General features: G+C 45.4%; 13 protein-coding genes. 1 reads left to right on the forward strand and 12 read right to left on the reverse strand.

Features of this window, described 5'->3' with window-relative positions; all coding sequences use genetic code 11:
- Positions 1–51: 51 nt before the first annotated feature.
- From rlmD to B5G11_RS00140, 12 genes are all read right to left on the reverse strand, one after another.
- Entirely contained in the window at positions 52–1,458 is a 1,407-nt protein-coding gene (gene rlmD / locus B5G11_RS00085) for a 23S rRNA (uracil(1939)-C(5))-methyltransferase RlmD (RefSeq protein ID WP_087251911.1), read from the reverse strand.
- A gap of 200 nt (positions 1,459–1,658) precedes the next feature.
- Complete coding sequence (locus B5G11_RS00090) at positions 1,659–2,702, reverse strand: M42 family metallopeptidase (RefSeq protein WP_087251773.1); 1,044 nt, start codon at positions 2,700–2,702, stop codon at positions 1,659–1,661.
- 15 nt (positions 2,703–2,717) lie between these two features.
- Positions 2,718–4,067, reverse strand: a complete 1,350-nt coding sequence (locus B5G11_RS00095) for a metallopeptidase TldD-related protein (RefSeq protein ID WP_087251774.1) — start codon at positions 4,065–4,067, stop codon at positions 2,718–2,720.
- Positions 4,064–5,440: a TldD/PmbA family protein gene (locus B5G11_RS00100; protein ID WP_087251775.1), complete on the reverse strand. Its 1,377-nt coding sequence runs from the start codon at positions 5,438–5,440 to the stop codon at positions 4,064–4,066. Before B5G11_RS00100 ends, B5G11_RS00095 begins: the two co-directional genes overlap by 4 nt.
- Before the next feature lie 18 nt (positions 5,441–5,458).
- Positions 5,459–6,442, reverse strand: coding sequence for an oligopeptide/dipeptide ABC transporter ATP-binding protein (locus B5G11_RS00105; RefSeq protein ID WP_242958815.1), 984 nt, complete (start codon positions 6,440–6,442; stop codon positions 5,459–5,461).
- On the reverse strand, positions 6,442–7,467 hold the full coding sequence (locus B5G11_RS00110; RefSeq protein WP_087251913.1) for an ABC transporter ATP-binding protein: 1,026 nt from the start codon (positions 7,465–7,467) through the stop codon (positions 6,442–6,444). Before B5G11_RS00110 ends, B5G11_RS00105 begins: the two co-directional genes overlap by 1 nt.
- A gap of 16 nt (positions 7,468–7,483) precedes the next feature.
- Positions 7,484–8,404: an ABC transporter permease gene (locus tag B5G11_RS00115; RefSeq protein ID WP_087251914.1), complete on the reverse strand. Its 921-nt coding sequence runs from the start codon at positions 8,402–8,404 to the stop codon at positions 7,484–7,486.
- Between the two features lie 44 nt (positions 8,405–8,448).
- A complete protein-coding gene (locus B5G11_RS00120) occupies positions 8,449–9,372 on the reverse strand; it encodes an ABC transporter permease (protein ID WP_087251776.1) in 924 nt (307 codons plus the stop codon).
- A gap of 103 nt (positions 9,373–9,475) precedes the next feature.
- Entirely contained in the window at positions 9,476–11,152 is a 1,677-nt protein-coding gene (locus B5G11_RS00125) for a peptide ABC transporter substrate-binding protein (protein WP_087251777.1), read from the reverse strand.
- A gap of 243 nt (positions 11,153–11,395) precedes the next feature.
- Complete coding sequence (locus B5G11_RS00130) at positions 11,396–12,250, reverse strand: MurR/RpiR family transcriptional regulator (RefSeq protein ID WP_087251778.1); 855 nt, start codon at positions 12,248–12,250, stop codon at positions 11,396–11,398.
- A 19-nt stretch (positions 12,251–12,269) separates the two neighbouring features.
- Positions 12,270–13,214, reverse strand: a complete 945-nt coding sequence (locus B5G11_RS00135) for an HD domain-containing protein (RefSeq protein WP_087251779.1) — start codon at positions 13,212–13,214, stop codon at positions 12,270–12,272.
- A 22-nt stretch (positions 13,215–13,236) separates the two neighbouring features.
- Entirely contained in the window at positions 13,237–14,502 is a 1,266-nt protein-coding gene (locus B5G11_RS00140; protein ID WP_087251780.1) for a S1C family serine protease, read from the reverse strand.
- Positions 14,503–14,645: 143 nt separating this feature from the next.
- Between B5G11_RS00140 and B5G11_RS00145 the strand changes: the two genes are divergently transcribed.
- Positions 14,646–17,021 (forward strand): endonuclease MutS2, encoded by a 2,376-nt coding sequence (locus tag B5G11_RS00145; protein ID WP_087251781.1) that lies wholly within the window; start codon positions 14,646–14,648, stop codon positions 17,019–17,021.
- Positions 17,022–17,031 lie beyond the last annotated feature (10 nt).

The following is a 17,031-nucleotide window of genomic DNA, read 5'->3' on the forward strand; positions in this document are numbered from 1 at the left end:
ATACTACCATAAGGAAATGACTGAACACACTCTGCATTTTTAATCAGGAAACTATTTTCCGGACACCTTGATTTTCCGGCATAATTTCACGACAGTTTCTACGTGCACCGTCATCGGAAACATATCCGCCGGCCGTACTTTTTTCAATTCATACCCGTTCTCACACAGATACTTCAGATCCCTCGCCAGTGTTGCGGAGTCACAGCTCACATAGACAATCCGGTCCGGCTCCATGTTTACCATCGTCTCAAGCAATGTTTCATCGCATCCTTTTCTCGGCGGATCCACCACAATCACATCCGCGTGAGCTCGACGGCCCGGATGAGACTCTTCGTATTTTCTATAATAGTCCGGCAGCACTTCTTCTGCTTTTCCAACATAAAATTCGGCATTTGTGATGCCATTGATCTCTGCATTTTTTCTGGCATCTTCAATCGCCTGTGGAATAATCTCAACTCCGTAAACCTGTTTTGCTTTTTGGGCAAGGAAAAGCGAAATCGTTCCAATTCCACAGTAAAGATCCCATACGGTCTCCTGCCCGGTCAGTCCTGCGTATTCACAGGCCAGCCCGTAAAGAACTTCTGTCTGCACCGGATTCACCTGGTAGAAAGAAAGTGGTGAAATCTGATATTTGATTTCTCCGATATAATCTGTAATATACTCCTGTCCCCAGAGAAGCCGGATCTCTTTTCCCATAATGACATTGGTATTTTCACAATTAATGTTCATCGTAATGCTGGTCATTCCCGGAAGCTTTGTCAGTCGTTCTGTCAGTATCTCCACATGAGGGATCCGGATTCCGTTTACAATCAGACAGACCATGATTTCGCCTGTCTTAAATCCACTCCGGATCAGAACATGGCGGAACAGACCTGTCCCCGTTCCTTCATCATAGGCGGTAATATGAAATTCTTTCATAAATTCAAGGACAATGTTAAGAACTTCGGTGTTGATCTCCTTGCCAAGTGCACAAACCGTGTTTGGAATAATCTGATGGGTCCGTCCTGCATAAAAGCCGGCTACCGGATTCCCGTCCCTGTCAGTTCCGATCGGATACTGTGCTTTATTCCTATAATGAAATGGTTCCTCCATTCCACAGATCGGCTCCATAACAGCATCAAGCAGTGTGCTTTCAAATCCACCGATCCGTTCCAGATTATTCCGGACTTTCCGCTCCTTGAATTTCAGCTGTTCCTCGTAAGCCATCTCCTGAACCTGGCATCCCCCGCACTGTCTTGCCACCGGGCATTTTGCCTCTTTCCTTTTTTCAGACGGCTTGAGGATTTTCATCAGCCTGGCATAACCGTAATTCTTTTTCAGCTTTGTGATTCTTGCCTCGATCACATCGCCGACAACCGCATCCTTCACAAAGAAAGTCATCCCTTCGGCTTTCCCGATTCCTTCTCCTCCTACGCCAATATCCTCTATTGTCAGTGTCACAAAATCATTTTTCTTCATCGTTTCTTCCCCTTTTGTGCCATAATACACAGTTCTGTTACCGCAGATCATTCATTGATCTGCTTTCTACCGCCCATTATACCTGACTTTCCATATGCATACAAGAAAAAGCAGAACCGGTGTCCTTCTAATCCGGGGCTCCGGTTCTGCTTTATACTTTCAATCTTCTGATATATGCTTCCTGTTTTGCCGTTTTATTTTTAATCCTGTTCCTCTGTTCCGAGATATGCACTCAGCAGACGAAATGTATTCATCATTCCATTTATATGACTTCTTTCATATCCATGCGATGCATAGACACCCGGTCCGATCAGTGCGTGCCGGATATCATAACCACTTTTAAGAGTTGCTTCTACGTCGGATGTATAAAACGGATACACATCTACAGCGTAGGAAATCTCATGTTCTCTTGCTGTTTTAATCAATTCCGTTGTAAGATCATAGTGATATGGTCCTCCGCTGTCTTTGGCGCATATTGATACCTCTTTCTCTGTGCACGAAATCCCTTCGCCCACACAGCCCATATCAACAGAAATCACATCCGTTACATCTTCCGGGACAGATGCGCTTGCACCATGTCCGATTTCCTCAAATACTGTAAAATATTGATATACTTTTCGTTTCGGTGTCCGTTTTGTATCTTTCAGAAATTTCGCATATCCCATCAAAACCGCCGCACTTAACTTGTCATCCAAAAATCTGCTCTTGATATACCCGCTTTTTGTGATTTTCGTGACGGGATCGAAGCAGACATAGTCTCCATTATCGATTCCGAGTTTCCGGACATCTTCACCTGAGCGGACATTCTCATCCAGTACAATTTCTATATTCTGATAAGTGCGTACAGTCTGGCTGAATTCTCCATTTACATGAGAAGATGCATTGACAAGCTGACAGGTGCCTTCATAAACCTCTCCAAATCTGGTATAGATCCGGCAGTTTTCTGTCTCCAGTGTACTGGCACAAAGTGCTCCCACCGGCGAGAGTTTCAGTCGGCCGTTCTCTTTAATTTCTGCTGTCACTGCTCCTAATGTATCTACATGAGAGGCTGTCAGAACTGCTTCTTTCTCAGTTCCGCCAAGATCTATCAATATGCCTCCTTTGTAAGTTCTGACTGGTTCATATCCCATTTTCTGATATTCTTCCACCAGATAGTCTGTCACACGCCCTGTAAAACCGGTCGGGCTGTCGATCGCTGTCAATTCCTGTAGTTTTTCCAAAATCCATGTCTGATACTGCTCCATCTCATGATCCTCCTGTTATTTTCCTGATACTGTCAGTTTTCCCGTCCAAAGATCCGGTGCCAGTACACTCATAGCTCCCGGTTCTGTTGTATAGAGTTCATCGCCTGTCTTTTTGATGCTGCCCAGGCACTCAAAGAAATCGCCCGAAATCGTTACTTCACGAAATGTTTCTGCTTCTCTTCCATTTCGGACCACCCTTCCACCTGCAATCAGAGAAAACTTTCCCGTTGTACTGTCTGCTCCCGCAAATACTCCATCTACCCTTGTTACAAGAATGCCCTCTTTCATTTCCATTTCCAGACCGCTGCGTGAAGAAGTCTGCTCCTCTTTCATTCCCAGAACAACATTGGTAATTCCCGTCTCCACATCACTCTGAACAGACGGGCGGAATCCATTTCCTGTACTTGGCACTCCGTCTTTTTGTGCTGTCTTCCGATTGTACAGTTTCTGTACGAAAATTCCATTTTGGATCAGTGTTTTTTCTGTTACCGGTATGCCTTCATCATCTACGGTTCTGTGAATTCTTCCCTTATCAAATTCAGGGATTTCTTTCATCCAGATACCAGATGAAGCAATCTGTTTTTTCCATTTTCCTTTCAGAGGGCTGTCATCTCTTTGCAGATTTTCCGCATAAAATGCAGGCAGAAACGCTTCCAGAAGTTCTGCAGCCACATTTCCTCCAAGAATGACAGAATATCTTCCTGAAACAAGTTTCTCGCCTCCAAGCGAATTCTGTGCTTCACATATCACACGGTCTACACAGTGTTCTATCTCCATCATCTGCAGATTTTTTCCGTAAATACAGTCTGATGCACTGGATCTTGTCCCGTCTTTTCCGGCTGCAATGCGGATGTTAAAACAGTGATATCCATCTGTATCACATACACGGTGCATCTGTTCATCGATCATCCAGATTTCTCGAAAATTCTGTTCATAACAACATTTTTGAACAAGCAAAATCAGTGATGCGTCTTTTGTTTTTTCCCACGCCTTCCTGACAGTACGGATAATCTCTTCCGGTTCATTCCAGAAAAAAGAAATGTCTTCCGTTGTACACTCATCATAAATCAGGCCGGCGTTTTCTGCCTGTCCATATACCTCTGCCGATTCTTTCAGGACTTGTATAACCCGTTTCGTCTCCTCCGGATGATTGGTGTACATTCTGCTTTTCTTCCCCTTATAGGACGCTTCAATACTGTACATAGTATCATTCATCTCTTCCTGTCTGATTGAAGCCCCGGGAAATACAGAGATCTGAAGCCTTTGCGTCCGGATCATATAATAGCAGATATCCTGAAACCCTTCTCTTTTCAATGTTTCCGTCAAGCTTCTGATCTGCTCCAGCCTTTTTTCTGCCTCTGTCATACTTCATCTCCTCCGACTGTCATTTCCGCAATTTTAACGGTTGGCTGGCCTGCACCGATATAGACTGCCCCGCTCCCCGCATAGCAAAATCCCTGACCCATAGCAGGATCTGTCCCGACCATCTCCACTTTTCTTAAAATTTCTCTCCCGGTTCCAATCAACGTGGCATTGTGAACCGGGCAGACAATCCGGCCGTTTTCAATCAGGAACGTTTCATTCGTGTAAAAATTAAATTCCCCGGTTACCGGATTTACTGATCCTGCGTGAATGTTTTTTACATAAAGCCCCCGCGTTACAGAATGGATCATTTCATCCGCAGCATCCTCTCCCGGAAGCAGAAAAGTATTCGTCATTCTTGCCACAGGTGCATACCGGTAATTTTCTCTCCGTGCTGATCCGGTCGGCGGCATTCCCAGTCTCCTTCCATCCAGACGGTCCACAAGACATCCTTTTAAAATTCCCTTCTCAATCAGTACATTACGCCTTGTCGGAATCCCTTCATCATCGATGTGAAGGGATCCCCATCCACCCGGGACTGTGCCGTCATCTACCAATGTTACTTTTTCTGAAGCAATCTGTGTCCCGATTTTCCCTGAAAACTCAGATCCCTTGTCTGCCATACTGGAAGCCTCTAACGAATGTCCACAAGCTTCATGAAAGAGAAGTCCGCCAAATCCATTTGCAATAATCACGGGCATCCGGCCTGTCGGACACGGTTTCGCATGAAGTAGTGCCTGTGCAGATCTTGCTGTCTTTTCTGCCGTTTTCCGAAAATCAATCTGCCCGAAAAGTTCCATGCCTCCCATAATGCCGGGGCCTGTATAACTCTCTGCACTTTCTTTTCCATCCCGGGCAGTTGCTTTGATATAGAGGCGCATCTTCCGCCGCTCATCCTGCGTATTACATCCTTCCGTGTTGATCAGCCTGACTGTCTGACAGTCCTCTACACAGGAAGTCTGCATTCTGACAATATGTGATGCTGCATGTTTTCCGGATTGAACACACTCTCTTAAAAGCCGGATTTTTTCTGCTGTTACAGTGTTTTTCGCCCCTTGAGTCTGAAAGATCTCCGGCTGTTTTAAAACACTTCTTTCCATATGTTCTTTTCCATCCGCCCAGTCTTTCAGAGCCGTTTTCATCATCTTAAAAATCTCTGCTTCGTCTGTATGAGATACCGCAATATACCTGCTTTGAGTTCCTCTGAGAATCCGTATTCCTGTTCCTTCTTCCTGTCCCGTCAAAATCGTGGGGGATTCCTGATTTGTCAGAGTAATTTTTGAGTATGTTTTTTCTTCTTCAAAAATTTCTGCATAATCTCCACCGTGTGTCACTGCATAGTCCAGTATTTTTTCTGCCAGTTCATATGATATCATAATCCTGCCTGCTCCTTGTTATTCGCATAGATGGCACGCCACAAAATGATCCGGTTCCACTTCCCGAAGTACCGGTGCCTCTGCAGCGCACCGCTCTGTCGCATACCGGCATCTTGTTCTGAATTTACATCCGGACGGCGGATTCAGAGGACTTGGCACCTCCCCTTCCAGCTTGATCCGGTCTTTCTCGGTATCGGCCTCCGGATCCGCAACCGGAATCGCTGAAATCAGCGCCTGTGTGTACGGATGTTTCGATGCAGAATAAATTGTTTTTTCAGGTGCCAGTTCCACGATTGATCCCAGATACATCACTCCTACACGATCGGAAATATGCTGAATCATTGACAGATCGTGAGAGATAAACAAATATGTAAGCCCCATCTCCCGCTGAAGTTTCATCAGAAGATTAACTACCTGTGCCTGAATCGAAACGTCCAGGGCCGAAATCGGTTCATCGCAGACTATAAATTTTGGTTCCACTGCAAGCGCACGTGCAATTCCAATTCTCTGTCTCTGCCCGCCGGACAGTTCATGTGCAAATCGGTTTGCGTATTCAGTATTCAGTCCGACTTTCCGCAACAGATCATTGACACGTTTTTCTTTCTCTTCTTCCGAAAGCTTCATATGAACATCCATTCCCTCGGAAATAATCTCGCCAATCGTCATACGTGGATCCAGCGAAGCATAGGGATCCTGAAAAATAATCTGTACATTTTTCTTAAAATGCAGGAGTTCTTTCCCCTTCAGTTTTGAAATATCCTGACCTTCAAAAAGAATCTTTCCCGAAGTCGGTTCATATAGACGGATCATTGTTCTTCCTGTTGTTGTTTTTCCGCATCCGGATTCTCCTACAAGCCCCAGCGTCTCTCCGTGTCTCATGCGGATGTTCACATGGTCAACCGCCTTAACATACTGCTTTCTTCCGGCCTTAAAATATTTACACAGGTCAACTGCTTCAAGAATATATTCTGAGTTTGGTGCTTTTCCCATCTTTTCCTCCATTATCGTCCCTCCCTGTCGTAAAAGGATTTTACCTTCGGTGCCTTTGGATGCATCAGCCAGCACGAAACCTTATGAGTATCAGTGATTGACGTTTCCATTGGATTTTGCTCCTTACAGATTCCCATGCAGTATTCACATCTCGAAGCAAAAGGACATTCATTCAATGGCAGAATCAGATCCGGCGGTGTCCCCTTCAGAGCATACAGTTCCTCTTTGGATTCATTTCCTTTTTTAGGTACAGAACTTAACAGCGCCCATGTATACGGATGTCTGCTCTCGTAAAAAATTTCTTTTGCGGTTCCCCGCTCCAGAATCTGTCCTGCATACATAACCTGAATCCGGTCGGCAAAATTCGCAACTACTCCAAGATCATGCGTTACGAGTATAATTGCCGTATTCATTTTTTCCTTCAGTTCACGCATCAGATCCATAATCTGCGCTTGAATCGTAACATCCAGTGCTGTTGTTGGCTCATCTGCAATCAGAATCTTAGGATTACATGCAAGAGCCATGGCAATCATAACTCTCTGTCTCATTCCTCCTGACATTTCATGCGGATAATTATCCACTCTTTTTTCCGCGCCTGGAATGTTTACCATCTTAAGCATCCGAACAGCCTCTTCCCGTGCTTCTTTCTTATTCATATTTCTGTGAAGCATCAGGCTTTCCATAATCTGTTTTCCGACTTTCATTGTCGGATTCAAGGATGTCATTGGATCCTGAAAAATCATGCTGATTTCATCTCCCCGGAAAGCATACAGTTCCTTTCCGGTCATTTTCATTACATCCCTGCCGTTACAGATAATTCTGGATTCCGGCTTAATCTCCGCAACCGGAGGTTTTAAAAGTCTCATAATGGATTTTGCCGTAACCGATTTCCCGCATCCGGATTCTCCTACAAATGCAAGTGTTTCTCCACGTTTCAGTTCAAAATCAACTCCGCGCACCGCTTTGACTTCTCCGGCATAGGTATGAAATGATACATGAAGGTTCTCCACCTCCAGGATTTTTTCATTAGTTTCCATTGTCTTTCCTCCCCGTTTATTTTCTCTGTTTTGGGTCCAGTGCATCACGTAGTCCATCTCCCAGAAGCGTGAAGGACAACATGGTAAGTGCAATCATGATACCCGGAAACAAAAGCTGATATGGATAGAACATGAAGTTCTGCTGTGCTGCCGCGCAAAGCGCACCCCAGCTTGTCTGCGGAGCCTGAATTCCCAGCCCTACATAACTCAGGAAGGCCTCCGAAAAAATATACCCCGGAATATCAAAGGTGATTGCGACAATAATCAGACTCATTGTATTCGGAATCATATGTTTTAAAATAATCCGGATCGGCGATACTCCAAGGGCATTGGCCGCCAGCACAAATTCCTGGGATTTCAGCTGCAGCATCTGCCCTCGCACAATCCTTGCAATCCCGCACCACCCGGTCAGTGTCAGCGCCACAAGCATCGTTCCAAGGCTCTTACTGTCCGTAATAACGGAAATCAGAATAACAATCAGCAGATACGGTACACTCAGGAGAATTTCTACAATACGCATCATAATATCATCAACTACACCGCCAAAATATGCGGCAATTCCCCCGTAGATCGATCCTACAATACTTGCCACAAATGCACCGACCAGACCTATGATAAGAGAAACCCGCCCTGCCTGCCATACACGGGCAAACAGATCTCTTCCAAGATTATCCGTTCCAAACCAGTGCTTCGCACTCGGTCCCTGATTGATCGCAGTATTGTCAATTTCTTCAAATTCATATCCGCTGATCATCGGTCCAAAAATAATAAAAAATATCATCACAATCAGAATCACTGCCGCCACAAGGGCAATTTTATTTTCCCGGAATCTGCGCCATGCATCCTGCCAGTAACTGATTCGTTTTCTGGCCAGCACTTCTCCGGCATTTTCATCGATCCCGATAATCGTAAACTTTTCATCCGGTATATCCGGCATCATTGCTTCATTTCTTTTGTTTTCTGCTGTCATGGCTCTACCTCCTACTGTACACGGATTCTCGGATCGAGAAGACTGTATGCAATATCAATAATAAGCTGTGCCAGAATAAACAGGCCGGCCGCAAAAATTGTCGTTCCGATAATCATGGTATAGTCACGGTCATTAATAGAGCTGATATAATAAAATCCAAGTCCCGGAATTCCGAAAATCTTTTCCACAACGAAGGAGCCCGTGAAAATACCGGAAATCTGCCCTCCAAGAAGCGTGATACACGGAAGGAATGCATTTCTCAGAACATGCTTTTTAATTACATTAAACCGGCTTACTCCTTTTGCCTCTGCCGTCAGGATATAATCCTGCCCCATCACATCAAGCATGTTGGACTTTACATATCTGGCATAGGTGGCAATCGTTCCGAAACTCATGACAACGGCCGGAAGGATGATATTTTCCGGCTGTCCCCATCCCTGGGTAGGAAGAATCTGAAGTCTTACTGCAAATACATACTGGAACAATGACGCCAGAATGAAAACCGGAACCGTAATGCCAACAATCGCAATAAACATGACAACATAATCCGGCCATTTGTTCTTCTTCAGAGCAGCAATAATTCCAAGAATGATACCGATAATCAGACCAAATATCAGTGCCAGTCCTCCCGGTACTACAGAAACCTGGGAATTCTGAAGAATTGTATCTGTGATGGAACGGCCCGGATATCGAAGTGATTCTCCCAGACTGCCTTCTGTCAACAGATTTTTCATAAAAATGATAAACTGTTCAAATACCGGCTTATCAAGTCCATAAGTTGCATAGTAGTTTTCCCTCGTTTGTTCAGGAAGATTCCTTGCCATATAGGACAGCGGATCTCCCGGAATGCTGTGCATCAGGAAAAAGGTTGCCGCTGTAATAATCAGCATAGTGATAAGCATATAAATAATTCGTTTGATAATATATTTTTTCATGTGGTATCTCCTTACTATGTTAAAAGGCCCTTATACACGGCCCGCAGAACCTTTCAGGTAAAAAAGTGCCGCCGCCAGTTGGCGGCGGCTGGCTTTTCATTTGCTATCTTCCGCTTGTATAGACCTTCTTCATGCCCATTGTATTGAACGGTGTTGTAGCAACGTTTTTAACATAAGAATATACGAATCCATGATATACTTCGTTCGTAACCGGGCAGACCGGACATTCCTCAAGAAGGATCTGCTCTGCCTGCTTATAGAGTTCTGTACGCGCCGACTCATCCATTTCCCGGGATGCCTGCTCAATCAGGCTGTCGTATTCATCGTTCTGCCAGAATGTCGGAATCGAACCTGCATCAGATTTCATAATCTCCAGCATGGAAATCGGGTCGTTGTAGTCGATTGTCCAGGACATATAGCCCATCTGATAGTCACCGGAGTTTGTCTTGGACTGGAATGTTCCCCACTCGTTCTGTTCCAACTCGATATTGACACCCAGAACATCTTTAAATTTCTGCTGGAAATATTCACCGTATGTCCGGAGCCACTGTGTGGTTCCGCCAACACTTAATGTCACCGTGATCGTTGACGGGTCATCTCCAAGTCCCAGTTCCTCCATGCCCTTTAAGAGCAGTTCTTTTGGATCCTGTTCTCCCATAATATCCTGAAGCGGATTTTCACCTACCTGTTCACGATAGAATCCATTCTCGCCTGTTGTAACCGGTCCCATTACCCAACTGTAGGACGGCTTGTGAATATCAAAATAAATCGTGCTGTTTACATCGTCCCGGTCGATTGCATAGGTAAATGCCTTCCGGATATTTTCGTTCTGGAAAAGTTCATCCTGTGTATTATAGAAATGGTAGCGGACAGTTGTGTTTTCATACTCATAACTTTCCACTCCGTCCTTTTCGCTGAAACGATCGATCCACTCCGGTGTTCCCGAAGAACAGGTGTCGAGTGATCCGCTGTCAAAAGAGTTAAATACGGTTGTCTCCTCCTGAATAATCTGCCAGGTTACTTTATCCAGATATACATTGTCCGCATCCCAGTACTCATCATTCTTTGTGACTACAATTTCTGAGTTATGTGTCCACGATTCAATTTTAAACGGCCCGTTGCACACTATATTGGAAGCTTCTGCACCGTATGTATCACCGTACTGTTCTACAATATCCTGCCTTTGCGGAAGCATCGCTCTTGTATCTGTCAAAGACAAAAAGTACGGCGTCGGCTGTTCCAGTGTAATCTCCAATGTCTTGTCATCTACTGCTCTTACTCCCAGCTGATCTACGGACATCTCTCCATTATTAACAGCTTCTCCATTCTTGATACAGGTAATCAGATAGGAATTGACTGACCCGGAATCCGGATTTAGTGTCCGCTGAATACCGTATACATAATCGCCTGCAGTAACAGGCTCGCCATCAGACCATTTGTTGTCATTAAGATGGAATGTCCAGACCGTTCCGTCATCGTTGGACTCCCAGCTTTCTGCACCTGCCGCCACTCTGACATTTTCCCCGTCCTGCTCGTCCAGTCTGGTTAACGGCTCCATAATGTTCAGAAGGATACTCCAGCTGTAAGTATCATTTCCCTTGACGCTGTCCAGCGTCGTCGGATCAGACGACAAGTACGTATTGTAGTACTGCTCCGCATCCAGCTGATTTCCATCTACTGTTACATCACTGGTACCGCTCTCTTCATTGTTTCCTCCACATGCCGCAAGTGAAAGCGTCATAATACCTACAAGCATGACTGATAAAATTTTCTTTTTCATGTGTACCTCCTTACTATAATGTAAATACTTAATTTTTGTTTGTCTATAAGTATAGCACTCGCTATATAGTTTGTCTATATATAGTCAATAATAGAAGGTAAATACTATATTTCTTACAGTTTATTTCTGATTATTTTATGCATATTTGACAAATTCCTATTACTTTTATTTAACACATCACCTCGCAGAAGTATAGGGTTTACTGTACAAAAAAAGAATCCTGTCATCAGGATTCTTTTCCATCTAAAGCAGTTCCGAAAATTCCTTCTCTTTTTCGGAATCCTTTTTATCATTTTTCAAAATTTTGACTGCAGAGGTCAACAGATTTACAAGAAACATCGGTGCAGAAAGTGTATTGAGAAATGCCCGTGTCATAGACGGTACCGTCAGTGTAAAGTCTGCGAACTCTGTCACCTCCGCATTTGGGGCATCCGTAATCGCAAGGATCGTCACACGATTTTTCTTTGCGAACTCCGCAAGTTTCAGCGTCATAAAATAATAGTCCGGGAAAGATACCGCCACCATAATGGCATCTTCATTCAATTCAGAAAGCACTCCATATACTTCCTCGTTCAGTTCTGTATTGACCGCACTGGCAAAACAATTACACCCATAAAGATAATCAACCATACATTTTGCAAGTAAAAAAGAAATTCCTCTCCCGCAAATATATATTTTCTTCTTTCCAAGAATCATCCCCGCCGCTTTAAAAATCGCCTCAATATCTGTTTCTTCCCAGAACCGTACAATCATCTGGGCCTCATTATCTCCGACAGATTTTAAAAACTTTCTTTCATCTTCTGATTCGTATGCCGGAATCGTTTCCGTATAGGAGTTTTTTTCATCCAAAACATCCGTTTTTCTTTTTTCAATCGCTGTTTTTCTGAACTCGTATTTGATATCATTGAAGCCGCCATACCCTAACGACTGACATGTTTTAAGAACTGTAATCTCTGTCACCTGAAGATCGTTACTCAGTTCTTTCAGGGTAATGTATGACATCAACTGTGGATTCTGTTCCATATATTCTGCGACAATCCGCTGCTTTCTTGGCAGCGCCGCTTTTTTTTCCGCAATTACATCCAGTACATTTTTCATCTACTTCTCTTACTTCCCTCTATGACAAACTTGATTTTCTTAAGTTTGACTCAAACAGTCTGTTATATCCGATCCACTCTGTCGTATTTTTATCCTTAAACAGCTCTTTCATCGTCTGCATCTTGGCATCTGTCATATCAGCAAGATTGAGTGCCATGGCCTCTGCAAGTGCAGGCTTTTTCGGAGAACCATATTCCAGTTCTCCGTGATGCGCAAGAATGCAGTGTTTCAACTCACTTGCAAGCTTTGGCGGAAATCCCGGTATTGTACGGATTGCGTCATCCAGCATTTCCACACCAATAATAATATGTCCAAGAAGCTGCCCGTCATCTGTGTAATCATTTTCCGGAAATGCAGACAGTTCCTTTGTCTTTCCGATGTCATGATACATAGCCGCTGCATACAGGAGATCTCCGCTCAGGAAATCATAGGCCGCAAGGTAATAACGGCAAAGATTTAAAATGCTTAATGTATGTTCCAGCAGGCCCCCGCAGAATCCGTGATGAACACTCTTGGCCGCGGAATGATTTTTAAACTTCCGGATAAACTCCTCATCTTTTACGAAATAGTATTCAACCGCCTGCTTCAGATATGGATTTTTGATCATCCCCGCAAACTCCAGGAGCTCTTTGTACATCTCTTCCGCATCCCGGTCACTGGTCGGCATATAGTCCGACAGCACATATTCGTCTTCCTGCGCTTTTCTGAGCTGTTTGATATTGAGCTGCAGATTGTTGTTATAAGTCGTAACCTCTCCGACAATCTCCACGAAGTCCTTTTCATCATAGTCAGCGATCCCGTTGGAATTCGGATCCCAGATTTTTCCGTCCAGTGTGCCGGTTTTATCCTGCAGAATCAGGTTGTCATATGGTTTCCCGTTTCTTGTCTCTGCGCTTCTTTTTGATTTGCATAAATAAATGGCACGAATGGTTTCTCCTTCATGCAGTTCCTTGATATATCTCATTTTTTTCCTCTTTCTAAATTCATTATTCTGCCCCGGCCAGCGTAACATCAAACTGTACGTCCACATATTCCTCCGATCCTCTACGCTGTCCTTTGATCGTAATCTGACGTCCCGGCCGGTAATCCATAAGCTCCTCTTTGAGCCCTTTTAAAGTATAGATCTTGGTATCCCCGATCGCTGTAATAATGTCTCCACTCTGAATTCCTGCCTGCATGGCCGGTGAATCCGGCATGACAGAACTTACATAGACCCCTTTGGGCATATCCTGACTGTCCGCAACTGCATCTGACACTTCGGTTCCATTGATTCCAAGGTATGCTGCAGAAATACCGTTTGAAAGGAGTTCGATCTCTTCTTTTAATTCGGAAATCGCGAAAGCGGTAATGACTCCTGACGTACCGTCTTCGTCCTCATCGATCAGCCCGATAATCTCTCCGCTTAAATCTACCAGAACTCCGCTTGCGCCGTCCACACGCACCATATCCGTCTCAATCATCTGATACTGGCCGTCACAGAGATACTGCTGTCTTTCTGTTCCGCTGACAGTCCCGAAACTTACCCCGCCCTCTGAACCAAACGGAGCCCCCAATGCGATCACCGGATCGCCGGCGGACACAAGATTGGAATTTCCAAGCGCCGCTACTGCTGCCTGCAACACGGTGTTCTGAGAAAGGCGCGACTTCTCAACCGCATAGACTGCAATTCCCAGATTCCTGTCCTGCTGTTTTAAAGAAGCCGGCACCTCGTTGCCATCGTAGAATGTAGCTGTCACTGTCTTGCCGCTCTCAAAGATACTGTCTCCTGTCAGGATCAAAAGCTCCACTCCATTGTCTGCCACAATGATTCCGGAACGGCTCTGGCTTACGCCGGCTGTCTGGCCGTCCCCGGAAGCCGGTACAGTCCCTTTGATCACAACAACACTTTTCTCCACAGTATCTGCAATCCGATTCATCTCATCTATCATCTGCTGATAATTTTCAATCGTCAGTGATGGAACAGCGGCCTGCCCGTCTCCTGATTCAGTCTCATCTTCCTCCTCCGTCTGCTCATCCTGCGGAATCGTCACATTTGTCCTCGTATTTCCGATATGCTCATCTACCCATGGTTTGGCCACAACAAACCCAACACACGCCATAAGTCCGAAAATCAGTCCCAGGCCCGCGACCCTCAGAATCTTTAATGCCACCACCCGCTTATCCACCGGGGGTTTTTTGATCGTTTCCTTCAAAAAAGAATAGGAGTCTTTTTCTTCCTTCTTCTCATCATCATCTTGAAATTGGGCAGACATCGTATTTCTCCTTTTTAATCCCTTTTTATAGTATACCGTAACACCTCCCAATGTTCAATATTTAACCTTTTTTTCTCCTTTATTTTAGAAGGCAAATAGGGTAAAATGATATTTGACAAAGTATGTATAGACAGGGGATTTTCATGAATACGAAAACATTACGTAAATTAGAATATGATAAAATTATACAGCTCCTCGCAGATCATGCCGCATCGGAAAGCGGAAAAGAGCGCTGCCTCAGTCTTCTTCCCCAGACGGACTTGTCTGTGATTGAGCAAATGCAGGAAGAGACCGCCGCAGCGTTTACCCGGATCGTCAAGAAGGGAATGCCCTCCTTCGGAGGATGTGTCCCGGTGGAAGCGTCGTTAAAGCGTCTGGATCTGGGGGCTTCACTCAGTGCCGCCGAGCTTCTTGCCATCGGGCGTCTGCTGGAATGTGCAGGCCAGGCGAAAGCATACGGCCGGCATGATACGGTCGATGAGGTGCCGGACTGTCTGGATTCTTATTTCCAGCGTCTGGAGCCGGTATCCAGAGCCGCTTCCGAGATACGGCGCTGTATTCTGGAAGAAGATGTAATTGCTGATGACGCCAGCAGTAATCTTTTAAAGATCCGCCGCAACATTCAGGCATCAGGCGGCAGGATTCACTCCACCTTGAACAGTATGGTAAACGGTTCCATGCGTAATTATCTGCAGGACGCCATTGTAACCATGCGTGGAGACCGGTACTGTCTCCCGGTCAAGGCCGAATACCGCAGTCAGGTCAAAGGGATGATCCACGACCAGTCCTCCACCGGCTCTACTTTATTCATCGAGCCGATGGCTATTGTTAAACTGAATAATGATCTGATGGAGCTTCATGCAAAAGAGCAGGAGGAAATTCAGGTAATTCTGGCAAACTTAAGCACTATGGCTGCGGAACACAGTGATGAGATCCGCGTTGATTACGAAATGCTGACAAATCTGGATTTCATTTTTGCAAGAGGAAGCTTTGCCGTTGATTTAAACGGTTCCCGCCCGGTATTCAATCAGGAAGGGCGGATTCATATCCGCGAAGGACGGCATCCGCTCCTTGACAAGGCCAGAGTGGTACCGACCACGATCCGCCTCGGTGACGAGTTTGATCTTCTGATTGTCACGGGGCCGAATACCGGCGGAAAGACCGTCTCTTTGAAGACAACCGGACTGTTTACTCTTATGGGTCAGGCGGGACTTCACATTCCGGCGCTTGACCGGTCGGAGCTTTCAGTCTTCACAGAGGTGTATGCAGATATCGGAGATGAACAGAGTATTGAGCAGAGTCTTAGTACCTTCTCTTCCCATATGACGAATATCGTTTCTTTTCTGGAACAGGTCGATGAGCGTTCTCTCGTCCTGTTCGATGAGCTTGGCGCCGGGACAGACCCGACAGAGGGAGCAGCCCTTGCCATTGCTATTCTCTCAAGCCTCCACAGACGTGGAATCCGCACGATGGCTACCACACACTACAGTGAGCTGAAAGTTTTTGCGCTCACCACCGAAGGTGTAGAAAATGCCTGCTGTGAGTTTGATGTGGAGACCCTCCGCCCGACATATCATCTGCTCATTGGAATTCCGGGGAAAAGTAATGCATTTGCCATCTCAAAGAAGCTCGGTCTTTCAGATGAGATTATTGAAGAGGCCCGGACGCACCTGAGTGATCAGGAAGAGTCCTTTGAAGAGCTGTTAAGCGATCTGGAACACAGCCGCCGTACAATTGAAAAGGAGCAGGCGGAGATTCAGGCTTACAAAGAGGAACTGGAAATGCTCCGCAAACGTACAAAAGAAAAACAGGAAAAGCTGGATGCCCAGAGAGACCGGATCATTCGGGAAGCCAATGAAAAGGCCGGTCGTATCCTTCAGAGTGCAAAAGATTATGCGGATGAAACTATGCGTAATTTCCGTAAATTCGGAAAGGAAAATATTTCTGCATCCGAGATGGAAAAAGAGCGTGAAAAACTGCGCCAGAAGATGGCAAAGACCTCTTCTTCCGTTTCTCTGGAAAAGGCAAAACCAAAGAAGGCTTATAAGCCGTCCGACTTTAAACTTGGCACCGCCGTCAAGGTGCTCAGCATGAATCTGACCGGAACCGTTCATACTCTTCCGGATTCAAGAGGAAATGTAGAAGTACAGATGGGAATTCTCCGGTCCAAGGTTCCGATCACTGATCTGGATATCATTGACGAACCGGTTTCCTATGTTTCCAAACAGACACGCCGCACTTCATCCGGAAAGATGAAGATGGGCAAATCACTGAGCGTGAGCCCGGAGATCAATCTGATCGGCCGGACGACAGACGAAGCGGTAGCTCTTCTGGACAAATATCTGGATGATGCTTATCTGGCACATATCAGTCCGGTCCGTGTCGTACACGGAAAAGGAACGGGCGCGCTCCGCAATGCTGTCCACCAGTATTTAAAGAGACAGAAACATGTCAAGTCCTACCGTCTCGGCGCTTTTGGCGAAGGAGACGCAGGAGTTACTATCGTTGAATTCAAATAGGGAGGAAGTT

Origin of the sequence: Drancourtella sp. An57 (genome assembly GCF_002161525.1) — a bacterium.
GTDB lineage: Bacteria > Bacillota > Clostridia > Lachnospirales > Lachnospiraceae > Sellimonas > Sellimonas catena.

Excerpts from the sequence above, each read along its gene's own strand:
- B5G11_RS00130 (WP_087251778.1), bottom strand. The coding sequence starts at position 12,250 with ATGAAAAATGTACTGGATGTAATTGCGGAAAAAAAAGCGGCGCTGCCA.
- B5G11_RS00140 (WP_087251780.1), bottom strand. The coding sequence starts at position 14,502 with ATGTCTGCCCAATTTCAAGATGATGATGAGAAGAAGGAAGAAAAAGAC.
- B5G11_RS00115 (WP_087251914.1), bottom strand. The coding sequence starts at position 8,404 with ATGCCGGATATACCGGATGAAAAGTTTACGATTATCGGGATCGATGAA.
- B5G11_RS00145 (WP_087251781.1), top strand. The coding sequence starts at position 14,646 with ATGAATACGAAAACATTACGTAAATTAGAATATGATAAAATTATACAG.
- B5G11_RS00125 (WP_087251777.1), bottom strand. The coding sequence starts at position 11,152 with ATGAAAAAGAAAATTTTATCAGTCATGCTTGTAGGTATTATGACGCTT.
- B5G11_RS00100 (WP_087251775.1), bottom strand. The coding sequence starts at position 5,440 with ATGATATCATATGAACTGGCAGAAAAAATACTGGACTATGCAGTGACA.
- B5G11_RS00120 (WP_087251776.1), bottom strand. The coding sequence starts at position 9,372 with ATGAAAAAATATATTATCAAACGAATTATTTATATGCTTATCACTATG.
- B5G11_RS00105 (WP_242958815.1), bottom strand. The coding sequence starts at position 6,442 with ATGGAGGAAAAGATGGGAAAAGCACCAAACTCAGAATATATTCTTGAA.
- B5G11_RS00095 (WP_087251774.1), bottom strand. The coding sequence starts at position 4,067 with ATGACAGAGGCAGAAAAAAGGCTGGAGCAGATCAGAAGCTTGACGGAA.
- rlmD (WP_087251911.1), bottom strand. The coding sequence starts at position 1,458 with ATGAAGAAAAATGATTTTGTGACACTGACAATAGAGGATATTGGCGTA.
- B5G11_RS00110 (WP_087251913.1), bottom strand. The coding sequence starts at position 7,467 with ATGGAAACTAATGAAAAAATCCTGGAGGTGGAGAACCTTCATGTATCA.
- B5G11_RS00090 (WP_087251773.1), bottom strand. The coding sequence starts at position 2,702 with ATGGAGCAGTATCAGACATGGATTTTGGAAAAACTACAGGAATTGACA.
- B5G11_RS00135 (WP_087251779.1), bottom strand. The coding sequence starts at position 13,214 with ATGAGATATATCAAGGAACTGCATGAAGGAGAAACCATTCGTGCCATT.